Consider the following 21,582-nt stretch of genomic DNA (forward strand, 5'->3'; position numbering starts at 1 on the left):
ATTCACTGCTGACATATTCGTTGGGCTACTATGACGGACTTATTTGATTACATAAAAAAAGTTGCCAACTATAGAACATCTATAATTGACAACTCCGTACATTAACAATTTTTAATTAAATTTCACACGGGTGTTACACAACAAGAGAGAGTATCTTGTTTTTGGTCATCACTATTCGATTTGGTATAGAAAAACTCCCATTCATTTCCATCGGGATCTGTAACCCAAAATTTATCTTGGACTGCGTAACAACATGTAGTATTCATTTCCTTACGTGCAAAAAATCCTTCTTTTTCTAGCCGCTCCTTATGTCTCAAAACTTCATCTAAAGTATCGACTTGGAATCCAAAATGATTCACTTGGTTCCCCTGTACCTGATCACGAACATTCAACGTAAAATTCAACCCCGGTTTATCTAACAGGAATTTTGCATAGTCTGTTTTTACTTTTACAGGTTTCACTCCAAAAACTTTTTCATAGAATTTGATCGATTCCCCTAAATTGGTTACATTAACCCCTACATGAACATACTTCATAATGATTCCCCCTTATTGATATTCATCAAGAAATTTTGATTTAATGGTTAAAATTTAACTGCAGCTTCCTTCCCCGCTCTTTCTAAATACACAACAAAGCTCTTCTGACAACAATTGATTTAACTCAGGATTATTTACATCATAATAGCTCCATGTACCCTTAACTTCTTTAGTAATTAAGTTCGCGCCCAGCAATATTTTCAGATGATATGAAAGCTTTGATTGTGTCATGTTAAAAATCTCAGTCAAATCACAAACACAGGTTTTTCCTCTTTGACAAAGTTCATACATGATCTCTAACCGTTTTTGATCTGCAAGAGCTTTAAATTTTTTTTCATAATTCTGAAGCAGTTCTAATTTCGTATCATTCATCATATCACCCTCTTTAATCAATTTTTTTGATGTATTCATTATAATCATAAATTTTCACTAAATTCAATAAAATGAATCAATTTTATTTGATTAAAGGCGAAAAACATACAAAAGCCGTTTTGTATGTTTCTTCCACCAACATTGTTAATCGCCGTACTTGCTCCTTTATCCAATATGAATGGTGAATATCAAATACAAAACTGAAAGCTCCCTTATAGCTCCCAAGCAGCTTTCAGCTTTTTTATGCCTTCTCGTATGTCGAATTCAGAAACCCCTGCAAATCCCAGTGAGACAGTTTTTGTAGGAGGATGTTTTTTATAAGAAAGAGAAACCGGATAAATTTTCACTCCATATTCCTTTGCCTTCTCAATTAACTCTTTTTCACTGAATGGCAAGAAAACGTCTAGTAAGATACGAAGTCCAGAATTTTCCCCGCGAATCCTGACGTGTTTTCCTAATTCCTTTTGCACAGTCTCTAATAAAACTTGTCTTTTTTTTCGATATAGCTTTCTCATTCTGTTGATGTGTTTTTGCCACTCTCCATTTTTTATAAATTGAGCCAACGTCAGCTGACTGTGGCAGGACACTGTTTGCTTATATAAAGAAGTGATGTCATGGCCTTTTTTTAAAAGAGGCGAAGGGAGAATCATATAGCTGATGCGCAGTGAAGGAAGAAGAGATTTGGAAAAGGTGCCCATATAAATGACACGGTTATGCTGGTCAAGCCCTTGTAAGGATGGGACCGGCTGTCCTGTGTATCTAAATTCCCCGTCATAATCGTCCTCTATGATGAATGATTGATTTTCTGCCGCCCATTTGAGAAGCTGCATTCTTCTGTTAATCGTCATGATTGTTCCCAGCGTAAATTGATGGGAAGGCGTGACATATACAAGGTGTGGCTGCTGTTCTTTGATCTTCTGTATACAAATCCCTTCATCGTCGACCGGTATAGGAACGATATTCATACGATTGGCTTCAAAAATCTGCCGAGCTCGTGGATAACCCGGATCCTCATATCCTATGAAAATATCCGGTTCAAAAACCTGGCACAAGATTTGCAGAAGAAAAGGGTTCCCGGCACCTATGATCACTTGTTCAGGGACACAATGAACCCCGCGGGATTGATACAGGTACTCTGCAATAAGTGTTCTCAGCTCCAGCTCCCCTAAAGCATTTCCAGGCCGATAAAGCTCGTGGCCATATTGATCTAAACTATTGACCATACTTTTTCGCCAAGCGGAAAAAGGGAAGTGAGAAGAATCTACATTTCCATAGTGAAAATCAATCCATTGTTCATTTTCTTGCGCTTTTTTTCTCGCTGGTAATGTGCTAAGCATTTTACTATGGACAAAATCAGCATCATTATAATCAGCAAACCATCCGCTTCTTGGCTTGCTCACAATATAGCCTTCGGCAGCAAGCTGTTCATAGGCACGTTCTACAGTCGTTTGACTGATGGAAAGCTGATTCGCCAGAAGCCTCTTTGATGGCAGTTTCATTCCTTTTTGAATACGCCCCTGATGCATGTTTTCTTTGAAATACTGATAAAGCTGCTGATAAAGCGGAATATCCAGATTTCTATTTAAAAAAGGCGTGATATCCATTTACGCGTTTCCCCTAACTGGTATGCATTTTTTTATGAAAACTGGCTGTTTTTAAAAGGTCAATTACAGTTTATAGTCATTGTAATCCTTACATACAGGTTTTGATAAGAGAAAAAATGATCTTAGGAGAAGAAACATATTATGGAGTGATTGAAATGAACAAAGCAACAAATGGCTGGATGAATGGTTTTCTGGGGGTGCTCATTTTCAGCGGATCGCTGCCCGCGACCCGCTTGGCTGTGGCGGACTTCGATCCGTTGTTCCTCACCGTATGCCGCGCTGCGATAGCTGGTGTATTGGCCGGAGCGCTCCTTCTCATCTTCCGGCAGCAGCGACCTGCCAAAGATGACATAACTGCGCTATTGGTGGTAGCGTTCGGCGTGGTGGTCGGTTTCCCGTTGCTGACAGCCTTGGCGCTTCAGTATGTCACATCCGCACATGCCATTGTTTTCATTGGGCTTCTTCCGCTCGCGACAGCGACCTTCGGCGTACTGCGCGGAGGGGAACGCCCCCGGCCAGCCTTCTGGATTTTCTCAGCTATAGGCAGCTTATTAGTAGCAGGATTCGCCCTCATCCAAGGCGGAGAATCTTCCCCGATCGGCGACGCGTACATGCTGGCTTCTATCGTCGTATGCGGGCTCGGTTATGCAGAAGGGGCCCGGCTCTCACGGCGGCTGGGAAACTGGCAGGTGATCTCTTGGGCTCTCGTTCTGTCGCTACCTCTTATGCTGCCATTGTCATTCTATTTTACGCCGGACTCATGGTCGGACGTCGGCGTTCCTGCGCTGCTCAGTCTTGCGTATGTATCCTTATTCAGCATGCTGATTGGCTTCGTGTTCTGGTATCGTGGTCTCGCACAAGGCGGTATTGCGGCGGTTGGACAGCTGCAGCTCCTCCAGCCCTTCTTTGGACTGCTGCTTGCCTCAGTGATTCTGCACGAGAAAGTGGGCTGGGCACTCGTAGCAGTGAATATCGCCGTTATATTGTGCGTGGCAGCTGCTCGGCGATTCGCAAAGTAAGATAGACTATGCAAAAACGGGGAAAACCTTTGTTTATTCCATTTCACTTTAACGAGTGAAACAAAAAGAAAAAAACTGCAAAAGCTAAAGAGAACATTAAAAAATACCAGGGGTGTCTACAACCCTTGGTATCTTTGATGCGGCCGAGAGACTTGAACATTCATGGATTATTCACCTACTAGGCCCCTAAATCAAAGCTTATTTTCTTTACACTCCGTATATTCACTTTCCCATCATTTCTATATGTTTATATGAAATGCGATTTAAAAAATGGAGTCGGTAACGGGTATTTAATCAGTAAAATACGTTTACTGTTACGTCATTTATTGCTTCATCACCTCATCTAAAGGCATATATTGAGGGTCAAATTCTATCGCAAACCGCACATAGTGGTGTTATGAGCATGTATGCCACGTAACAATGAAGGTGGGGGAACCTGAATGTTTCAATCAGTTTTGGAATCAAATGCGTGCTGACGTTCCTCTGCTTTGCTATTTAATATTCGGTAGCTGGACTTTCCAATATGAAGCGGAATATCCAACTTTTCTAAATTTGGCATTCCATTTCTTAAGAAAAGCTCTTTATCTCGATATCTCTGTAAAACTTCTCCCACAATCCACTCTTGATCGCCCAAAGTGGACATACTGTGTACTTTACACTCATAAGCAAAATATGCATCATTTAAAATCGGTATCTCAGCTTTTAATCCTTCTTCGTATTGAATATTAAATTCTTCAAACTTATTGATATCTCTGCCACTATGGGTGCCTAATGCTTGAATTAATTCCGAACATCCCCCTGGAAGAAAATTCACACCGAAAACACCACTTTTCTCAATCATTTTGTACGTATATGTCTCTTTGTTTACTGATATGCCATACATTCCTGGAGAAGATCCGATATACGTATGCCATCCGGAAGCCATTGCGTTTTTTTCACCCTCATATTGAGCCGTAACTATAGCTACCATTCCAGGGTAGGCGTACCAAATTGGTTCATCTATCGGTGCTCTCATATTCATCGCTCCTTTTTTCAGATTCATTTTTTATTAGGATTTGAGATACGATAAAACGTGTTTCAACGTAAAGCTAAAGCAGCACGTACAGCTCTAATATGATTCACTGCATTGTTATGATGAATCTATCTTCCTTCACTACAGCCGTAGCGAAACGTCAGGGTGTGAATCAACCCATAACAAAGCAGTATCTCCATCGTATGTTTCGTTTAAGGATGCAAAAGGAGCAAGTTCTGCACCGCAATTGCCGCCAAGAACGATAATACGATCAGGCCTGTGCTTTTGAATTAAGCTTTTGGCAGATCAAGCTCGCTTTAATAAAACACTCCTACCAAAACAATCCCCTGCTCTTTTTCAAGGCTCGCACCAAAATCGACAGGCACTTCTTCAAATGGACCTTTCGTTTTAAGGTGCAAGCCAGTTAATAAATGGGCTCCCAGTACATGACGGTTGGTTTCCGCCTTGCCATTGCGTAACGAGTAACCGAAGCATCTTGTCATCTTATACATCCTCCCTTTCAAATATTCATAAGAAGATGCACAAATCATAAACCCTATAGCAACTATAGGGTCAAGAATTAGTTATTTTTTTAGCACTCTTAATTCTGTAAGGAAGTTTTCTTCTCTTAATGAGTGAAAGTCGATTGGAAGAGAAACTTGATATACTTTTCCATCTGTTTGGATGCCATGAGATTCAATATATTGATAAAGTTTTTGATAATATTCATCATAATTTTTTGCAGACCAATCAAATGCGATACATACATAATCACCGGACGGGATCGTGTCTAGCGTTATGTTTTTTTCTCCTATGTCTATCTCTTTTCCATTGCAAACAGTCGTATAAATACTGTTGCAATAAATGTCACGAGAATCCTTATAGGGCTTGAAAGCATAAATGAATCCATAATAGTTATCTACTACATCTCCTATTTTTTCTACAACATCAGCCAGCTTTCTGTAATACAAATCTGATTGATGATGAGGATTAACTTGAGGCGTCTCCACTTTTATTATTGTTTGTTCATCTATATAACGAAAATAAACGAAACCTTCATCTTTTTTATTGCATATGTCTACTTGTTCATTAAGCTGATTCCTTCTTCTATGAAGTAATTGCCGGGCACGTTCGAGTTTTTCCATTTCTTGCACAATCATGTTTTCTTGCTCCTCAAGAAAGTGTTGCATATGTTCAGGGGTACAAGTATTTGAGCTGAAACGCTTGATTTCTTCCAGAGGTGTTCTAATATATTTTAGATACTTGATAATATCTAAATAAAAGAACTGTTTCACATGGTAATATCGATAGCCATTATCCTGATCTGTATAATAAGGCTTGAAAACTCCGATCCTATCATAATAGCGCAATGTTTGAATTGAAATGTTATTGAGACGGGCTGTTTCTCCAATTGTAAAATATTCCTTCATCCATTATCATCCTTTCTATCTGTTAGCTCTTTAGAAAATCTTTCATTTACCTATTCACAAATACGGCTTAAATCCTAAACTCGAGAAAATAGAAATCCCTACAATCTGCTGAAGACGAGTTTTATACCAAACTGTTTTAAATGAATACATGTATAAAATGAGTAACATTCTTATTCTCTATAAAAAACAAGCGTTGAAGTCACAATTAATATAAAACATTTATAAGGTTTCATGTATAATCTATCTAGAACCAACTTTTTCGTAATATCAAGACTTTTAAAAAAATTAATTAAATAGGGGGATTAACATGCTACTCTCAAATACAAATCTATACACTTGGAAGCCATTTTCTACTTCACCGCCACCGCCGTTTACTCCAGCTGTTGAATCAGCAGTGAATAAGCTTATATTTAAAACAGATTAAGAATCTGCGAAATATAATATAAGCTGTTTCGCAGATTCGAAGGAGTAGACAATGAAATCTAAGATTCAGTTTATATTATCAATGATCATTTTCGGCACAATGGGTTTAGTTGTAAGATACATTGATTTATCTTCGAGTGAAACAGCTTTACTAAGCAGTTCAATTGGATGTCTATTTTTAATAGTCGTGTTTATGATGATGAAGAAAACCATTCCATGGAAATTAGTCAAAGCAAATGCTTACATCTTATTTCTTTCTGGTATTGCATTAGGAGGGAATTGGATCTTTCTTTATCAATCGTACGATCATACAACACTTACTAATGCAACACTAGGGTATTACTTTGCACCTGTGTTTGTCATGATTCTCTCACCATTTGTCCTTAAGGAACGATTATCTGTCAAAAAAATGGTTTGTATTGGTGTAGCGATCATAGGCATGTTATTGATTGTTGGAAATGGCATAAGTGCATCTGGAACAGACGATCTGCTTGGGATCTTTTTTGGATTAGTTGCGGCTGCATTTTACGCTGCATTGATGTTACTAAATAAATTTATACACCGCATGGGCAGGCTGGAGATTACAATCATCCAACTTGGATTAACAGCATTGCTGCTCTTGCCATATGTGTTTTTCACCGAAGGATTCGGTATCTTTGGAGTATCTGGATCATCCGTTCCTTTTATCATCATTTTAGGGATTGTAAACACTGGAATTGGATTTTGGTTATTTTTCTCGGGGATGCAAAAATTAAAAGGACAGAGTATTGCTATGTTAAGCTATGTAGACCCATTTGTAGCTATATTAATTTCTGCCATTATCCTGCAAGAACAAATGACCATTGTTCAAATGCTAGGTGGTGCACTCCTTTTAGGCTCAACATTTGTTAGCGAGAATAAATCAATCACATTTTCCAAAACGATTAAAGAAAACATCAGCTAAGTAACGTACAAAACAGGGGGAAGCATTTGTTCCCCACTGTTTTGTTTCTTTTGTTTGCAACTTGACCTAAACTAACCTGACGATTACTGCCATTACCCTATTGTTCCTTGATTATTATATAGGGCATATCCTGTCAGCATTTTATTAAGTCCTTCTGAGTAATACGGCATTCGTTCATTTGCCTGTTCAATGTCAACCCATTCAATTTGCAATATCTCGTTTGGCTTTTTAATCGCTTCGGTTCCTCCAACAATTCGTGCTTCAAATGTAAAAAGGATAGCGTGATGATTCCTCTTTACATATTTCGCTTCGTTAACAGCAATTAAATTCCCTATTTCTACTTCAAAACCTGTTTCTTCATGCACTTCACGTATAGCAGCTTCTATTAACGTCTCATCAGGTTCAACTCTTCCACCTGGAAGTGACCAGTGTCCTTCATGATTATCCACCATTAATATCTGATTACACTTACTTTTAATCAACGCATACACAACTTTTACTTCTTCCATGGGAATCTCCTTTATAGAACAAAATTCATCCTCGGTTGATTTGTTGATTTTCTATATATTACTATAAATGATAACTGGTTAGTTTTGGTAAGAAATCTCTCATAGCTTTTCTGCATAAAAAAATAATACCAAAGGAAGTTAAACCCTTGGTATCATTAGGATGCGGCCGAGATGACTTGAACCTTCACGGGTTATTCACTAACAAGCCCTCATTCTGAAAGCTTATTTTCATTACACTCCGTATATTCATTTTCCGTCATTTCTATAAGTTTTTATGAATTGTGATTAGAAAACCGAAAGAGCCACGCCAGAAGCCTCTGCTAAAAACAACAAGTGTTCCTTGAACTTTCACAAGAAGGCTCTGCAGAATCAAACATTTGAGCAGTACCACGCATTCATCCCAAGTTCGCTAATAAAAGCGGACTGATATTTAATCTTTTAATCTCTTTTCCATCAGTTCTGCCATTTGTTTCGAATTTGGATTACCTTCATTTCGTAATTGATCAATGATATTCATATAATCCTTTTCATTTCGGTTCTGACTTAATTTATATGAAGCCTGAATTTCTCCCACCTTCATCTTAAATCCGACAATACCTTTCAGCTGACTTTCTAAGAGCTGAGGAGAAAGCTTATCCCATAAAACTGGATTCTTGCGGTGTTTTTCGTATTTTTGCAGTAACATTGTCAGGTCATGTTTTAACTCTTCTTCGTTCAAAATGCTGGCTGTACCGTATACATGTACGGCTTGATAGTTCCATGTTGGGACATTTTCCTTTTCATACCAAGAGGAAGAGATATAAGCGTGCGGTCCCTGAAACATAACAAGCACATCTTCACAGGTTTCAAATGTTCTCCACTGAGGATTCCCATAAGCAATATGCCCCGTTATATAGTAAGTATCCCCCTCTTTCATTAACTGCAATGGCAAATGAGTTGCAATTGGCTTCCCTTGTGCTGTTGTGACAATTGTGCCAAATGAGTTGTTTTGAACAAAGTCCCAAATGTCATCGGCATTTGTAACCTTATAGTATTTTGGAATATACATATAAACCCGCCTTTCATAAAAAGTTATACGAGTGTTTTGATCATGATAAAGTCTATTTGTTCCTCATCACCCATATAAAAAGAGTGGGCTCCAGTTTGAACAAACCCCATTTTCTCATAAAAAGCAATAGCATTTTCATTTTTTTCCCATACGCCTAGCCAGATTTTCTTTTTATTAGATTCCAGCGCAATTTCCACAGCTTTATTGAACAGATATTTACCAAGGCCATGTTTTTGAAATTTGTTCTTGATATAAATCCTCTCGATTTCTAGTGATTCATCACCCATTTCTTCAGACTGAGCCTCATTGGTATTGACCTTTAAATATCCAGCGACTTCATGATTAAAATAAACAAAAAAGAATTGTGAAGAGATATTAGATAATTCCTTTTCCAACTGTTTAGAATGAAACGCACTTTCCAAATAAGCTTTCATATTTTCAGGTGAATTCTGGTCTTTGAATGTATCATTGAATGTTTCAATACTTATTTCTTGGAGTATTTTTAAATCTTCATGGCTGCACTTTTTTAGTTTTACACTCATGCTCATATATGCTCCTTTTAAAATTAATAATCTCTCTTATTCCCTTTTTTTACATATTCCCAGTCAACTTCTACATTTTTTCTCATTCTTTGAAGAAGGTGAAAAATGGTTTCTGCTTCTTTTTCAGAAAACCCCGCTAATGCGACATTATTCGAATGATCATTTTCTCTTTTTATAACGGGAAACACATCTTTCCCTTTTTCTGTTGGAAAGAGTTTTTTTATCTTTTTGTTATGCTCATCATCCATCTTTTCAATAAAACCGTTTATTTCGAGTTTTTTTATCGCACGAGCTGCGGTTGTTCGGTCTACTTTAATCATTTCAGCTAACTTTTCTTGAATGATTCCTGGGTTTTCACATATTCGGACAAGGTACAAATACTGCCCTTTTGTGAGGTTATATTCTTTAAATTCTATATTGCTTATCGAATCTAATGCCCTGGCAATCATTCCGATTTCGCGAAGAATTTCCTTCATCATGACCTCCTTAGTGCATACTTTTGTTGCAAATACAACAAAAATGACTTATATTGAATATATCTTAACTTTGTTGTATTTGCAATAAAAATAACGAAAAAGAGGTCGAGTAAAGTGAAATATACTTTTTATGTATTAGGAATTTTCATTTTAACTCTTGGTATTTCCTTCACTATCCAATCAGACCTTGGAACTTCACCCTTTGATGCAGTTGTGGTAGGACTGTCTAAAAATGTGGGGCTTACAGTGGGAAGCTGGGAAATCATAATAGCGTTCATATTGATATGCTGTAATTCAATTTTAAATAGACAAAGACCGGAAGTTTTGGGGATGTTAACAGCATTTATAACGGGGATTGGGATTGATATGTGGCTTTTTTTATTGCACAATTTGCTAACACCTGACCTATGGTTCAGCAAAGTGATTTGTTTTGGAATCGGCTTAGTTGTTATAGGGTTAGGAACTGCAACCTATTTGCATACAAATTTTGCACCGATTCCAGTTGACCGATTAACATTAATCATAAAAGAATTAACCAAAACAAATATCTTTTTTTCGAGAACATTCATTTACCTCTTCTTCTTGATAGCTGCAATTATTTTAAATGGGCCAATTGGCATCGGGACTTTGTTAACCGTTTGTTTAGGAGGAATAATCCTTAATGCCTTTATGCCATTTACAGAACAAATATTAGACCGCATATTCACACACTCTAGTACATCACCACATGATGACAAAAATAAAAAGCATTCAATATAGTCTGCTTCATGTAAAGGGACAGTGTTGACACAAATATGATAGGTGATTCCTCATGAAATCCACCCGTATACAGTGTGGCCATCATTTCAAAAAGCTGTCTAGATTTATTCGATTGAGCTAACATTCGTTACCTCTCCTTGAACAATTTTTTCGAACTTTCATATCTATTCCATGGTAATATTTAGATATAACTAACTGAAAGGATTGGACAATGATGGGATTTGAAGCTAAGTCTTTGTTATCTGAAGCTGAAAACCGAAAAAAAGATTATAAAAAACTGATTAAGCTAAGAAAAGCATGTAAGGCTGTTGATGGTGAGGGATGAAATAATGAAGAAACTGAGAAATATTTTTTATTCTAATGTTGTCATGATGCTGCTCGTCTTATTGCTCGTTGGATGTATGGGCGGTAAGGAAGAAAAATCAAATAATGATTCTGCATTACAATCTGAAGAAAATAATAATGAGACTGAAGATAGCAACCAAATAACTAAGGATGAATCAGAGGCAACAACAGGATCAGAAGAATCCGGAACAAAGAATTCAAATGAAAATGCTTTAAAGGAATCCTCAACGGATGAATCAAAAGAAACCTCTTCAGAAGGATTAAAAAACGAGGCGAACAGCGAAAAAGACAATGTATTAGCGGAATATCCCTCTGAGAAAATCGAATATGCCAGAGTTTGGTTGCAGCTGGGAGCAAATCAAGAGATAGATGAACTGAATGTTCGACATATTTCGGCTGGCGAACCAATCAATCCGACTGATGACACCAGTGCTGGCTATCCTGAAGATGTTATCCAGTTAGCAGGCTCTCGTTTAGTGGATGGATCTGTAACTTATAGCGGTAATGGAGATGGTACGATTAAAGTATACAATGTTCCTTTACGCTGGGATTCCTCTGATGATGTAAGTAAAGGCGTAATGCGGGAAGTGACTGAGGATATAATAAAAAATGCAAAAACAGTGTACGTTGATACAGGAGACAGTGAAAAAATCAAGCGCCTTATTGACATAATGGCTATTCATTAATCAGTAATCGTTTTATTCAAACGAAAATGCCAAATAAAATAAGGGACGGTTCTTTCATACATTGAACCGCCCCTCTGTATTTTATTCTGACACAAGAAATACCAAGGGACTCAAAACTCTTGGTATCACGGTTGCCTTCATCCTTCAAATGCTTCTTGCATGACAGATTCATAGAAATCTCACTTAGCAAAATGCCTTCCTGACGAATATACTAATCCTTTAATCCCTTTCCATCGAGAATTTTCTTCATATATTTTTCAACCCTTGACTCTCGAGTTTTGGATTGTTTGGCTTGAGAAAAATAAAGAATGTAAGCTCTTTGCCGTCCCGGGGTCAATGCTTCAAAAGCCGTTTTCAAGGCAGGAATTTCATCGAATTTATGTTGAAGTTCCTCTGGAATGATGTATTCTGTATTCTTTTTAACATTCACTTCCAAACCGGCTTTTTCAACTTCAATGGCTTCATTAATATAGGCTTTCAAGATGGTTTCCATTTCAGCTATTTCTTGAACATTGGTGAACCGAATCTGGCGAGCCGCCTGTACATTCTCCGTTTGTTGGATGAGAATCCCATGAGGATCCTGTAACAAGGCGCCTTTGTGAAACAGAAGCGCACAATATTCTCTAAATCCATGTATTAAAACGACGTTTTTTTTATGAAACGTATAACAAGGATGCATCCACTTAAATTCTTCAGTCAGCTCACATTCAAGAACGATATTTCTTAACCGCTCATATTCTTCCTTCCACTTTTCAGCTTTACTTACAAATTCATCAACGTTAGGATTCATACTACTATTTGTCATCAGGACCCCCTCTTTTCCAAACAGTTTGCTTTTTCATTACGTTAGATTCACCGGTTTAATCGGCTTTTCGCCCATCACGCTCTTGATTTTTCTTCATCCCCTTCCCCTTAATTGGTATTTTTGACATCACGGTATTTGTTTTATTCTCCTATCAGCAATGATATAGGTTCCGTCTTTATTATGTATTCATAGATTAAGCTTAAGACGAAGTTTATGCAACAATAAAAAAAGACTCGGACAAGCTATTATAACAACGACAATAGATGTTTATGTTTCCCCAACAAACAAAGAGAAACTGCTGACCGTTTAAATGACTTACAGGTTAGGTAAGTCCGGCAGTAGACAATTGCAAAACAAGCACAAAAAAAGACCAAGGCAGTCAAAACCCTTGGTATCAATGATATTTACTTAGAAACAACCATCAGTTAAGGTGATAAATTAAGATGAAACAAGAAAAAAGCAAACGCTTTTACTTGATTTAATAATATTTTTCTATTCCTATGAGAGTATTTTAGCTTTATCCTAAACTTAAAATTCTTTTTATTACATTAGGAATAACAAATGACCGTTTGATTTCTTTATTTACTTGTATAATGTCTTTTTGAGTTTTCCCATTCTCTTCCCAAGTAACTTCTACTGTATAATCATTATTCGTATTTGGTGGATCTCCCATTATCGCTACTGCTATTTCTTTTGCATTCTTAGGTTCATCTGTTGCGTCACCTGATGCCTCAACAACACCATTTTCTTTAAACACAACCTCTTTTACTGAAAACCCAGAATCCCTTTTCCATGTAATATGAACCGCCCATAAGTCTTGCCTTGCAAGATCTATGTCTTTTTCAGGAGAATAGATAACACTCCATTTTCCATCTTTTGAATTACCCTTCAATATAGGAGGTTGGTGGGTGCCAGCATAAATAAACCATGCTAAAAAAACTAGCAGTGCAGCAGAACAAATAATTGCTAAAAAAAACTTACTTTTTTTCATTTTTAACTCCAATCTTTCTATGTAATAAATAGGATGTAAACTTATTATATTCTAATATAAATAATTAATAGTAACATTAGGATATAAACTCATAGAAAAGATTGGACCAATGAAAGGATTTGAAGCAGATTCTTTGTTATCTGAAGCTTAAAATCGAGCAAAAGATTATAAAGATTTGAAAAATCAAATGATAAAGCTAAGAAAAGCATTGGAGACTGTTGCTGGTTTGCATGACAATGAGTTCTCTGGCAAAGGAACAGCATTTTATCACGATCATGTTGGTGATCAATGGAAGGCCTCTTTCCTCGACATTAGGGATAAAGCTTTTCAATAAAAGCAACTATTCTATTAAGATTTAACTTCTTTATTCCTATCAATTAATAAGGTTACTACAACACTAATTATGCTGACTAACGTTCCTAAAACAGAAACAAGAATGGTCAAAAAGCCATTGGGAATAAGAAATCCAATTGGAATCATCCCCAGAAAAGTGAAAACGATAAAACATTGATATACTCCAGATATTATTCTTACAACCATGTTGCCAAAAAAGGACATGGTTAATGGAGGGATGAATAAAAATACAACGATCCCAATGGATATCATTAAGATCATAGGCTCATCAAATGAAATGACATTATCTCCAGGGGAATCTTTAGCAGCCACTAGTATAACAACTATAGACATCATCAGTGTGAGTAAAACCAGAAAAAATCTTTTTAACATCGTTATGACTCCTTTTTTATAAAAGTGACTATAAACGGGTATCCTGCCTTTTTTCATTTTCATAACCATTTTATATATTTAATGAAAAAATATGCAGTCAAAACGCAGCTATCAATAATATTTATCACCACTTACTATTTAGACATAAATTTACATAATAGTAAATAACCACATTATATTCATATGTGACATTGCAATGCTTTACGTTTTTCCTTGCAGCTTCAAAGAATTTAAAAATTGTTCCTAAGCTCTTTCATATTTTCTAAAGAATCGATCAGGTTTCCTGCGACAATAAATTGGCAACGTATAATTTGGACAGTTTCTTACACTCCAAAAATATTGAGTGCACGATTTGCATAATTTTTGGAGAAATACGTTTGTTTCATATAATATACATAAGACACTTTGAAAAAAGCCGGAACAGGACTTTTGACAAATGTGTGGGTTGTTTTGCTTGCAGCCAGTATCATGCGTCATAAATATCAAAGGAGGCAAAAACAGTATGAAAATCATTGTTACCAGTATATTCGTACAAGACCAAGACAAGGCACTGGAGTTTTATACAGAAAAGCTGGGGTTTGTAAAAAAGGAAGACGTTCCTATGGGGAAATTCAGGTGGATAACACTTGTTTCTCAAGATGATCAAGATGGAACCGAACTTTTACTCGAACCAAATGAACATCCTGCCGCTAAGGAGTATCAAAAGAAGATATTCGCCGAGGGCTTCCCAGCAACAATGTTTGGCGTTACAGATATACGAAAAGAGTACACACGATTAATGGAAAAAGGCGTGAAGTTCACTATGGAGCCGACCATAATGGGAGAAGTCACAATAGCTGTCTTCGACGATACATGCGGCAACCTTATTCAGATCATACAGAAGTAACTTCATGACGTTCTTATATTAACACCTAATAGTCAAAACGATTAAAACAGATTTTACTTTGATATATAATGATCTTGGAATCATTGGCTCATTTATCTATACTCATAAATTATAATGGCGGTGGCTTATTATGACTCTGAATGAAATAATTGATTACTGCCTGTCTTATCCAGACACCTATAAAGACTACCCTTTTGGTGAAGGATGGACTGTGATGCGTCACAAAGGTAATAAAAAGTTGTTTGCGCTTATCTTTAATCTAGATGGTCATCTATGCATCAATCTTAAATGCGAACCTGAGCGCGCCAATTTTCTGCGCAGCATCTATAAGGAAGTGAAACCCGGTTATCATATGAATAAAGACCACTGGAATACCATTATTTTAGATGGTGCCCTCTCGAAAGAAACTCTAGGTGATATGGTGCAACATAGTTTCGAATTGACAAAGCCGAAGAAGTCTCATAGCTAAAACGAAAAACTGATCTATGTTAATGAGTCGAGGTTTCAGGATATACACGGACCAATTGACCTTTCCTTTATTGGAAATCATACACGTTCCGTATTGTTTTTGCTTGATCTGATTTATTGAAAAAAGTTATTGACAACAAAAATATTATCATGTTATTATTAAATATTTTGATTATCCACCTCCATGTATGGTAAGCTTAAGAAGGTTACCATACATGGAGGTGGATAATATGTTTCAAATTGGCGATAACATTGTTTATCCAATGCACGGAGCAGGTATAATTGAAGCCATAGAAGAAAAAGAATTTTTAGATGAAAAACAACAGTATTATGTCATAAAAATGTCAATCAGTAATATGACAGTTATGATTCCAACACGTAAAATATTGAGTTCAAGTATACGACCAGTTACTGATATACTTGCATTAAAACGCATTATACACATTTTTCAGCATGGAGAATCAGATAGGTTACTGCCGTGGAAACAAAGGTATCAAGTAAACACGAACAAAATAAAAACGGGTGAAATACAAGAAGGTGCTGAAGTTGTACGTGATTTAATGCGTATGAAGAAAGAAAAAGCACTTAATTCAAGCGAAAAAAAAATGTTGGATAATGCATATGAATTTTTGATCAGTGAACTGGAAGTAATTAAAGGAATCACTGAAAATCAAATAAAAAGCTTCTGTTAAGGTTGATATTACATTCCAAAAACATTCTGAATTTTTCGGGAATATCATGATTAAAAGTAAATCATTTCAAAGACGTTCAACTTAGTTTAGAACATTAACCTCTTTTGTTATACCTACAATCTAATCCATTTTTATGATTTACATTTCTTCTACGAACATTTGAAGTTTTATCAAATAATTCGAAAAATAATCGCTTGATTTTTGTACCTGATTCACACTGGCACGGACAAGGAGCCGTAAGGATGGAAGAGAGGTAGGGCTTTCATTGTGTTAGGTATATCTAATTGATTATTTCTAGAAAAAAAATCAATCAATCTCCCCTCTTATCTTTAAGAATTTCTATATCCACTGCGACAGTCACGAGTTAAAGAAACCTACTTCTAATAAGGATCAGTTTTATGAAAAAATTGAAGTTGGTGGAATTTTTGTAGATTAATCAACAATACATAAAGATTGTTGAATGAACGAAGAAAAGGATGATTCTTTACGAAAAGGAATGATCCTTTTTGTTTACTGCTGGTCATGAATTAAAAAAAGAAGAGTGTCGGAATGATCATGGTTGACTCCCGTTTAGCGGCGGTTGGTACACGACACATTTAGAGTTGGCTATTATTTTTAAAATTTCGTGAAAGTTTGCTTCCTAATAAGATGTAGGTGTGTTTGAAAAGAAATAAATAACTTATATACATTACCGCATATTGTCAATCCAGTATGTTATACTTGTAAAGAAACCTTTGAAGCGTTAAATCTTTTTCTATTACCTGTACCATCTCCCTACTCGAACGTTGAGTAGGGTTTTTTATTGAGTTTTATACAGAGAACGCAAAAAAACAGGCCCCTATATTAAGAGCCTGTTTTTATCAACGAGTTAGATTAAGAAGCTTTTTGAACGTTAGCAGCTTGAGCTCCACGAGCACCTTGCTCAACGTCAAACGTTACTTTTTGACCTTCGTCTAACGATTTGAATCCGTCACCTTGGATTGCAGAGAAGTGTACGAATACGTCGTCTCCATTTTCACGTTCGATAAATCCAAAACCTTTTTCTGCATTAAACCATTTAACTGTACCTTGTTCCATTTTTGTTGCCTCCTAGTGTGTTACCACACATTTTAATTACTATCCCTGCCCAAAGTATCATCAAGACGAAAAGTCAATATTCATACTATCCTTTACACGAACAAAAATAATCTTTCTTTATCATAGCACGAAACGGAAATAATGGCAATTATATTATCGTTTAAATCATGGCATATTTGATAAAGGTGTGGATACTGTGCAGAAGCGGTAAGCGAAATAAAAAATGTCAATAATCCCGTATTGAATTTATAACATGATCTAAGAGGGCTTATTAATATCTACGGTTTGATCCCCCGTGAAAATGAATCACGAGTGTGTACTTCATTATTGATTGTTTAAAAATTTCTTAAAAAGCTCAGCTGTTTCTTGTTCAAGTGCAAGATATTCTTTTAAAAGCAGGGCTGTTCACTAGTAAAGCTTATCTCTACAGACGTCTCCAAACTGTCACTCATTGTTTAGTCCCGTTTGCCAAGAATACTTGGACCACAAATCATCTTCCTTTTCTTCATTACCACTTTCCAAAGCCTTTTAATCATTTTGACACACAACATTCAATCCGTATTTACGGTAGTATTTCCTTACTTGTAATGTTTTGCTCCTCAATCAAGGTTCACGGTCGAAATAAACCGATTCCCACAGGTTAGTGAAAAAAGAATGAATAGTATGTAATTGTATTCGAAAAGAAAAATAAATAATTTATATACATTCCGCATATTGTCAATCCAGTATGTTATACTATAAACAAACCTTTGAAGCGTTAAATCTTTTGCTATTACCTTGTAACATCTCCCTACTCGAACGTTGAGTAGGGTTTTTTATTGAGTTTGATTATTATACAGAGAACGCAAAAAAACAGGCCCTATATTAAGAGCCTGTTTTTCTATAAACATTTAAGATTAAGCAGCTTTTTGAACGTTAGCAGCTTGAGCTCCACGAGCACCTTGCTCAACGTCAAACGTTACTTTTTGACCTTCGTCTAACGATTTGAATCCGTCACCTTGGATTGCAGAGAAGTGTACGAATACGTCGTCTCCATTTTCACGTTCGATAAATCCAAAACCTTTTTCTGCATTAAACCATTTAACTGTACCTTGTTCCATTTTTGTTGCCTCCTAGTGCGTTACCACACATTTTAATTACTATCCCTGCCCAAAGTATCATCAAGACGAAAAGTCAATATTCATACTATCCTTTACACGAACAAAAATAATTCTACTTTATCTTAACATGAAACGGAAATAAATGCAAATTAATATTATTGTTTTATTTATGGCATTATTTGTTAAACATGCAGAATAAGAGGCCTTCATTAACGATGGTTTGAAAACACCTTGAAAATGAATCACGAGTGCCTTCAGCCCTTTTTTTTTGCTTAATCGTACTTCATTATTGATTGTTAAAGATTTCTTTACAAAGCTCAGCTGATTCTTATTTAAGTGCTACAAACAGGGCTGTTCACTGGTAAAGCTTTATTTCTGCAGATGTTTGCAAACGTTACTCATTGTCTACCCCCATTTGCCAATATGCTCAAAAAAATAAAACTTGATCTCAAATCATCTTCCTTTTCTTCATTACCACTTTCCAAAGCCTTTTGAATTAAGCAACTAGAAAATTCAAGGTCTTCCAGCTTACTTTATTTTGACTCTCAAAAATCAATCCATATTCTACACTTGTAAAGTTTGTTCCTCAATCAAGGTTCACGGTCTAAATAGATCGATTCCCATGGGGGAACAGGAGAGAGTTTGGTCCGATAAAGAGATGGGTATAATCTTTATACGACTTTTGTTTCCTGGCTGCCTCTGCTAATAAAGATTTAATTAAGCTGGAAATCAGTTTCACATTTCCAATCATTTTACAGAGGGATTGGAAAACTGATTCATTTAACAGCTTTTGAAAAGGATCCTTAGCTGGCTGGCGAGTTATAACAAAACCATGATACGTATCATATATGGAGTATGACAGCTGGGACTTCAAAGGGAATAAAACGTTTTCTATACTGAGCTTAAGAACATTAGGAAGGGGAAACTTTAATAAATGAATAAAGAAAACCTAAGGACTTTGAGAAAACTGGTTACCCCTTACGAAAAGTCCGATTTACAAAAAAGTATTTGTCAAATCATTAACACATTGGGACCATTTTTCCTGTTATGGTTTTTGGCATATAAGAGCTTGTCAATTTCTTATTTCCTTACATTAGCAATTTCTGTCGTTGCGGCCGGGTTTTTGGTGAGAACCTTCATCATTTTTCATGATTGCTGCCACTATTCCTTTTTTAAGAACAGAAGGGCGAATCGAATCATTGGAACAATAACAGGAATTCTGACTCTGCATCCTTTTGATCATTGGGCACACGACCATTCTGTCCATCATGCGACAAGCAGCAACCTGGACAAACGCGGTACAGGCGATATTTGGGTACTGACCGTTGAGGAGTATAAGGAAGCCTCAACGAAGACAAAAATAATGTACCGTTTGTACAGAAATCCGTTTGTCATGTTTATTATTGGGCCGATTTACGTCTTCGGGGTGACCAATCGTTTTAACCGTAAAGGGGCAAAACGCAAAGAACGGATGAATACGTATGTAACGAACCTGGGGATCGTCGTTCTCGCAGCACTTTTATGTTGGGCAATCGGCTGGCAAAACTTCCTGCTGGTTCAAGCACCAATTTTTATGGTATCGGGATCCCTCGGAATTTGGATGTTTTATATCCAGCATACGTTTGAGGATTCTTATTTTGAAGAAGATAAGCATTGGGAATATGTAAAAGCAGCAGTGGAAGGAAGCTCTTTTTATAAGCTGCCAAAAATCATGCAATGGCTAACAGGCAATATCGGTTTCCATCATGTTCATCATTTAAGCCCGAGAGTCCCAAACTATAAGCTTGAAGAAGTACATAACAGCACTGAACCATTGCAAAACGTTCCGACCATTACACTGGCAACAAGTCTGAAGTCGTTAAAGTTCCGCCTATGGGATGAAGAAGGCAAAAAATTTGTAGGTTTTAGCCATTTAAAAAAAGCTCCTAAAAGCCAAGTATCAGTGCGGCTAAAAACGGATTAAATAAACTCCCCTTAATCGAGATAAGGGGCAGTGTATCTTGCAAAATAAAAGTGCAGACTCGCGCAAAGGTTTTGTGCAGGGGTCAGCACTTTTTTAATGCCAGGATACACTTGCAACAAAAAAATAATACCAAAGGTGATTAAACCCTTGGTATTATTGGGATGCGGCCGAGAGGACTTGAACCTCCACGGGTTATTCACCCACTAGGCCCTCAACATAGTAAATCTATAACATTGGTTATGAAAGCTTGTTTTCATTACACTTTCTACTCTTATTTTACATCATTTCTATAGATTTATATGAATTATGGTTAATAATTGGTGAGCAAAAGACCCTCTTCTTCCCCACTTCTAACAAAAAAAAGGCATCGAGGAAATTCAACGCCTTTAAAAAATTAATCATCTATATCATCAATGTGCTTTCCTTCTTCATCAACTTGGAAACTTCCTCCTCCAAATTGCCAACCTTTACTCTCTATAAATTCCAAAAATTCATCCAAAAATTTATTGTGTCCTAAATCTCCTTCAAGCGAGTATATAACACCTTCTATCTTAACACCGGATTGCTTCAAAATATCACTTCCTTTATTATTTTATTCCAGCTTGTTTAAGAATACTATTCAATGTCCCTTTAGCCAAGCTTTTATTTCCATGTGAAGGGACTATTGTTGTCTTTCCTTTGGAGTTTTTTAATTTAACATGACTACCCTTTTGACTTACAACACTAAACCCTTTTGATTTCAAAAATTTAATTACTTGTTTAGCACTTGCAGCTCCAGTACCCCATGGCATTTCAGCCTTCATTACTTTAGGTTTTTTAATACCCAATTCTTTCAGAGTAGGTGTCATAGAAAATTTCTTATTACCAACTTTAACATATTTTGTAGCCGAAGCTGATTCAGTTGCTGCAAATAGACCTGCAAATAGTATAGTGAATGATAATAAAAACATTGATAACTTTTTCAAAGTTTTTTCCTCCTAATGTAATAGTTTACATAGGATATTATATCTTATTATTGTAGCATTTACCTTAATTTTTCCTTAAATTCCCCTTAACTTTAGTGAAATATACTTATATATTCTATAACTTCAAATGTCCTCAGAAAAAAGCAGGTATATACCTGCTTTAATGGTTTAGTCTAGTTCTACTAACTTCTTCACCTTTATTCTC

Annotated in this window: 25 protein-coding genes and 3 pseudogenes; 10 read left to right on the forward strand and 18 right to left on the reverse strand. The window is 36.3% G+C overall.

The window, feature by feature from the left end; translation table 11 throughout:
- Nucleotides 1–122 precede the first annotated feature (122 nt).
- The 3 genes from DIC78_RS07205 to pdxR all read right to left on the reverse strand — a co-directional run bounded on the left by DIC78_RS07205 (nucleotide 123) and on the right by pdxR (nucleotide 2,512).
- Entirely contained in the window at nucleotides 123–536 is a 414-nt protein-coding gene (locus DIC78_RS07205; protein WP_106022338.1) for an ArsI/CadI family heavy metal resistance metalloenzyme, read from the reverse strand.
- Nucleotides 537–590: 54 nt separating this feature from the next.
- Nucleotides 591–908, reverse strand: coding sequence for an ArsR/SmtB family transcription factor (locus tag DIC78_RS07210; protein ID WP_106021107.1), 318 nt, complete (start codon nucleotides 906–908; stop codon nucleotides 591–593).
- A gap of 212 nt (nucleotides 909–1,120) precedes the next feature.
- On the reverse strand, nucleotides 1,121–2,512 hold the full coding sequence (gene pdxR, locus DIC78_RS07215; protein ID WP_106020916.1) for a MocR-like pyridoxine biosynthesis transcription factor PdxR: 1,392 nt from the start codon (nucleotides 2,510–2,512) through the stop codon (nucleotides 1,121–1,123).
- Nucleotides 2,513–2,667: 155 nt separating this feature from the next.
- On the opposite strand from pdxR, the gene DIC78_RS07220 reads away from it, so the two are divergent.
- On the forward strand, nucleotides 2,668–3,531 hold the full coding sequence (locus DIC78_RS07220; RefSeq protein WP_106021108.1) for a DMT family transporter: 864 nt from the start codon (nucleotides 2,668–2,670) through the stop codon (nucleotides 3,529–3,531).
- A gap of 445 nt (nucleotides 3,532–3,976) precedes the next feature.
- Here the strand turns inward: DIC78_RS07220 and DIC78_RS07225 are convergent, their stop codons facing one another.
- From DIC78_RS07225 to DIC78_RS07235, 3 genes are all read right to left on the reverse strand, one after another.
- Nucleotides 3,977–4,546, reverse strand: a complete 570-nt coding sequence (locus tag DIC78_RS07225) for a flavin reductase family protein (protein WP_127695903.1) — start codon at nucleotides 4,544–4,546, stop codon at nucleotides 3,977–3,979.
- A gap of 314 nt (nucleotides 4,547–4,860) precedes the next feature.
- A complete protein-coding gene (locus DIC78_RS07230; protein WP_240671136.1) occupies nucleotides 4,861–5,046 on the reverse strand; it encodes an arginase in 186 nt (61 codons plus the stop codon).
- Nucleotides 5,047–5,127: 81 nt separating this feature from the next.
- Complete coding sequence (locus tag DIC78_RS07235; RefSeq protein ID WP_127695905.1) at nucleotides 5,128–5,973, reverse strand: MerR family transcriptional regulator; 846 nt, start codon at nucleotides 5,971–5,973, stop codon at nucleotides 5,128–5,130.
- A 475-nt stretch (nucleotides 5,974–6,448) separates the two neighbouring features.
- Here DIC78_RS07235 and DIC78_RS07240 point away from each other — a divergent pair, with 475 nt between their 5' ends.
- A complete protein-coding gene (locus tag DIC78_RS07240; protein ID WP_106020922.1) occupies nucleotides 6,449–7,339 on the forward strand; it encodes a DMT family transporter in 891 nt (296 codons plus the stop codon).
- Nucleotides 7,340–7,431: 92 nt separating this feature from the next.
- Here the strand turns inward: DIC78_RS07240 and DIC78_RS07245 are convergent, their stop codons facing one another.
- The 4 genes from DIC78_RS07245 to DIC78_RS07260 form a co-directional block, all read right to left on the reverse strand.
- The gene (locus tag DIC78_RS07245) at nucleotides 7,432–7,848 is read right to left on the reverse strand and encodes an NUDIX hydrolase (protein ID WP_044161664.1); all 417 of its coding nucleotides are present in this window, start codon (nucleotides 7,846–7,848) and stop codon (nucleotides 7,432–7,434) included.
- 430 nt (nucleotides 7,849–8,278) lie between these two features.
- Nucleotides 8,279–8,896 (reverse strand): FMN-binding negative transcriptional regulator, encoded by a 618-nt coding sequence (locus tag DIC78_RS07250; RefSeq protein ID WP_106020924.1) that lies wholly within the window; start codon nucleotides 8,894–8,896, stop codon nucleotides 8,279–8,281.
- Nucleotides 8,897–8,919: 23 nt separating this feature from the next.
- Nucleotides 8,920–9,438 carry a spermidine/spermine N(1)-acetyltransferase gene (paiA, locus tag DIC78_RS07255; protein ID WP_105955134.1) on the reverse strand — a complete coding sequence of 173 codons (519 nt, stop codon included), beginning with the start codon at nucleotides 9,436–9,438 and terminating at the stop codon, nucleotides 8,920–8,922.
- A 23-nt stretch (nucleotides 9,439–9,461) separates the two neighbouring features.
- Entirely contained in the window at nucleotides 9,462–9,914 is a 453-nt protein-coding gene (locus tag DIC78_RS07260; protein WP_106020926.1) for a MarR family winged helix-turn-helix transcriptional regulator, read from the reverse strand.
- A gap of 114 nt (nucleotides 9,915–10,028) precedes the next feature.
- Here DIC78_RS07260 and DIC78_RS07265 point away from each other — a divergent pair, with 114 nt between their 5' ends.
- From DIC78_RS07265 to DIC78_RS07275, 3 genes and pseudogenes are all read left to right on the forward strand, one after another.
- Nucleotides 10,029–10,673, forward strand: coding sequence for a YczE/YyaS/YitT family protein (locus DIC78_RS07265; RefSeq protein WP_106020928.1), 645 nt, complete (start codon nucleotides 10,029–10,031; stop codon nucleotides 10,671–10,673).
- Nucleotides 10,674–10,884: 211 nt separating this feature from the next.
- Nucleotides 10,885–10,983: pseudogene (locus DIC78_RS22150) on the forward strand (hypothetical protein); the annotation flags it as partial.
- 19 nt (nucleotides 10,984–11,002) lie between these two features.
- Nucleotides 11,003–11,704, forward strand: a complete 702-nt coding sequence (locus DIC78_RS07275) for a hypothetical protein (RefSeq protein WP_127695907.1) — start codon at nucleotides 11,003–11,005, stop codon at nucleotides 11,702–11,704.
- A 211-nt stretch (nucleotides 11,705–11,915) separates the two neighbouring features.
- Here DIC78_RS07275 and DIC78_RS07280 read toward each other — a convergent pair whose 3' ends face one another.
- Both DIC78_RS07280 and DIC78_RS07285 read right to left on the reverse strand, forming a co-directional pair.
- Nucleotides 11,916–12,509 (reverse strand): YdeI/OmpD-associated family protein, encoded by a 594-nt coding sequence (locus DIC78_RS07280; protein WP_106020931.1) that lies wholly within the window; start codon nucleotides 12,507–12,509, stop codon nucleotides 11,916–11,918.
- Between the two features lie 517 nt (nucleotides 12,510–13,026).
- Nucleotides 13,027–13,500, reverse strand: coding sequence for a hypothetical protein (locus DIC78_RS07285; RefSeq protein WP_106020933.1), 474 nt, complete (start codon nucleotides 13,498–13,500; stop codon nucleotides 13,027–13,029).
- A 109-nt stretch (nucleotides 13,501–13,609) separates the two neighbouring features.
- On the opposite strand from DIC78_RS07285, the pseudogene DIC78_RS21775 reads away from it, so the two are divergent.
- Nucleotides 13,610–13,792: pseudogene (locus DIC78_RS21775) on the forward strand (T7SS effector LXG polymorphic toxin); the annotation flags it as partial.
- 56 nt (nucleotides 13,793–13,848) lie between these two features.
- Here the strand turns inward: DIC78_RS21775 and DIC78_RS07295 are convergent.
- Together DIC78_RS07295 and DIC78_RS07300 are read right to left on the reverse strand one after the other, a co-directional pair.
- Nucleotides 13,849–14,226 (reverse strand): hypothetical protein, encoded by a 378-nt coding sequence (locus tag DIC78_RS07295; RefSeq protein ID WP_106020935.1) that lies wholly within the window; start codon nucleotides 14,224–14,226, stop codon nucleotides 13,849–13,851.
- A gap of 216 nt (nucleotides 14,227–14,442) precedes the next feature.
- A pseudogene (locus DIC78_RS07300) lies at nucleotides 14,443–14,639 on the reverse strand (tetratricopeptide repeat protein); the annotation flags it as partial.
- An 89-nt stretch (nucleotides 14,640–14,728) separates the two neighbouring features.
- Between DIC78_RS07300 and DIC78_RS07305 the strand changes: the two are divergent.
- From DIC78_RS07305 to DIC78_RS07315, 3 genes are all read left to right on the forward strand, one after another.
- A complete protein-coding gene (locus DIC78_RS07305; protein WP_024120330.1) occupies nucleotides 14,729–15,112 on the forward strand; it encodes a VOC family protein in 384 nt (127 codons plus the stop codon).
- A gap of 130 nt (nucleotides 15,113–15,242) precedes the next feature.
- Nucleotides 15,243–15,581 carry an MmcQ/YjbR family DNA-binding protein gene (locus tag DIC78_RS07310; RefSeq protein ID WP_024120329.1) on the forward strand — a complete coding sequence of 113 codons (339 nt, stop codon included), beginning with the start codon at nucleotides 15,243–15,245 and terminating at the stop codon, nucleotides 15,579–15,581.
- Between the two features lie 229 nt (nucleotides 15,582–15,810).
- Nucleotides 15,811–16,272: a CarD family transcriptional regulator gene (locus DIC78_RS07315; protein WP_101864051.1), complete on the forward strand. Its 462-nt coding sequence runs from the start codon at nucleotides 15,811–15,813 to the stop codon at nucleotides 16,270–16,272.
- An 873-nt stretch (nucleotides 16,273–17,145) separates the two neighbouring features.
- On the opposite strand, the gene cspC (DIC78_RS07320) is transcribed toward DIC78_RS07315, so the two are convergent.
- The gene (gene cspC / locus DIC78_RS07320) at nucleotides 17,146–17,349 is read right to left on the reverse strand and encodes a cold shock protein CspC (protein WP_010333137.1); all 204 of its coding nucleotides are present in this window, start codon (nucleotides 17,347–17,349) and stop codon (nucleotides 17,146–17,148) included.
- An 896-nt stretch (nucleotides 17,350–18,245) separates the two neighbouring features.
- Entirely contained in the window at nucleotides 18,246–18,449 is a 204-nt protein-coding gene (gene cspC, locus DIC78_RS07325; RefSeq protein WP_010333136.1) for a cold shock protein CspC, read from the reverse strand.
- Between the two features lie 934 nt (nucleotides 18,450–19,383).
- Here cspC (DIC78_RS07325) and desA point away from each other — a divergent pair.
- On the forward strand, nucleotides 19,384–20,412 hold the full coding sequence (desA, locus tag DIC78_RS07330) for a Delta(5) desaturase DesA (RefSeq protein WP_127695909.1): 1,029 nt from the start codon (nucleotides 19,384–19,386) through the stop codon (nucleotides 20,410–20,412).
- A 394-nt stretch (nucleotides 20,413–20,806) separates the two neighbouring features.
- On the opposite strand, the gene DIC78_RS21550 is transcribed toward desA, so the two are convergent.
- Together DIC78_RS21550 and DIC78_RS21670 are read right to left on the reverse strand one after the other, a co-directional pair.
- Nucleotides 20,807–20,983: a hypothetical protein gene (locus DIC78_RS21550; RefSeq protein WP_003328187.1), complete on the reverse strand. Its 177-nt coding sequence runs from the start codon at nucleotides 20,981–20,983 to the stop codon at nucleotides 20,807–20,809.
- Nucleotides 20,984–20,999: 16 nt separating this feature from the next.
- Nucleotides 21,000–21,377 (reverse strand): type II toxin-antitoxin system HicA family toxin, encoded by a 378-nt coding sequence (locus DIC78_RS21670; RefSeq protein WP_080481237.1) that lies wholly within the window; start codon nucleotides 21,375–21,377, stop codon nucleotides 21,000–21,002.
- Between the last annotated feature and the right edge of the window lie 205 nt (nucleotides 21,378–21,582).

This window comes from Bacillus halotolerans (assembly GCF_004006435.1).
Classification (GTDB): Bacteria; Bacillota; Bacilli; order Bacillales; family Bacillaceae; genus Bacillus; species Bacillus halotolerans.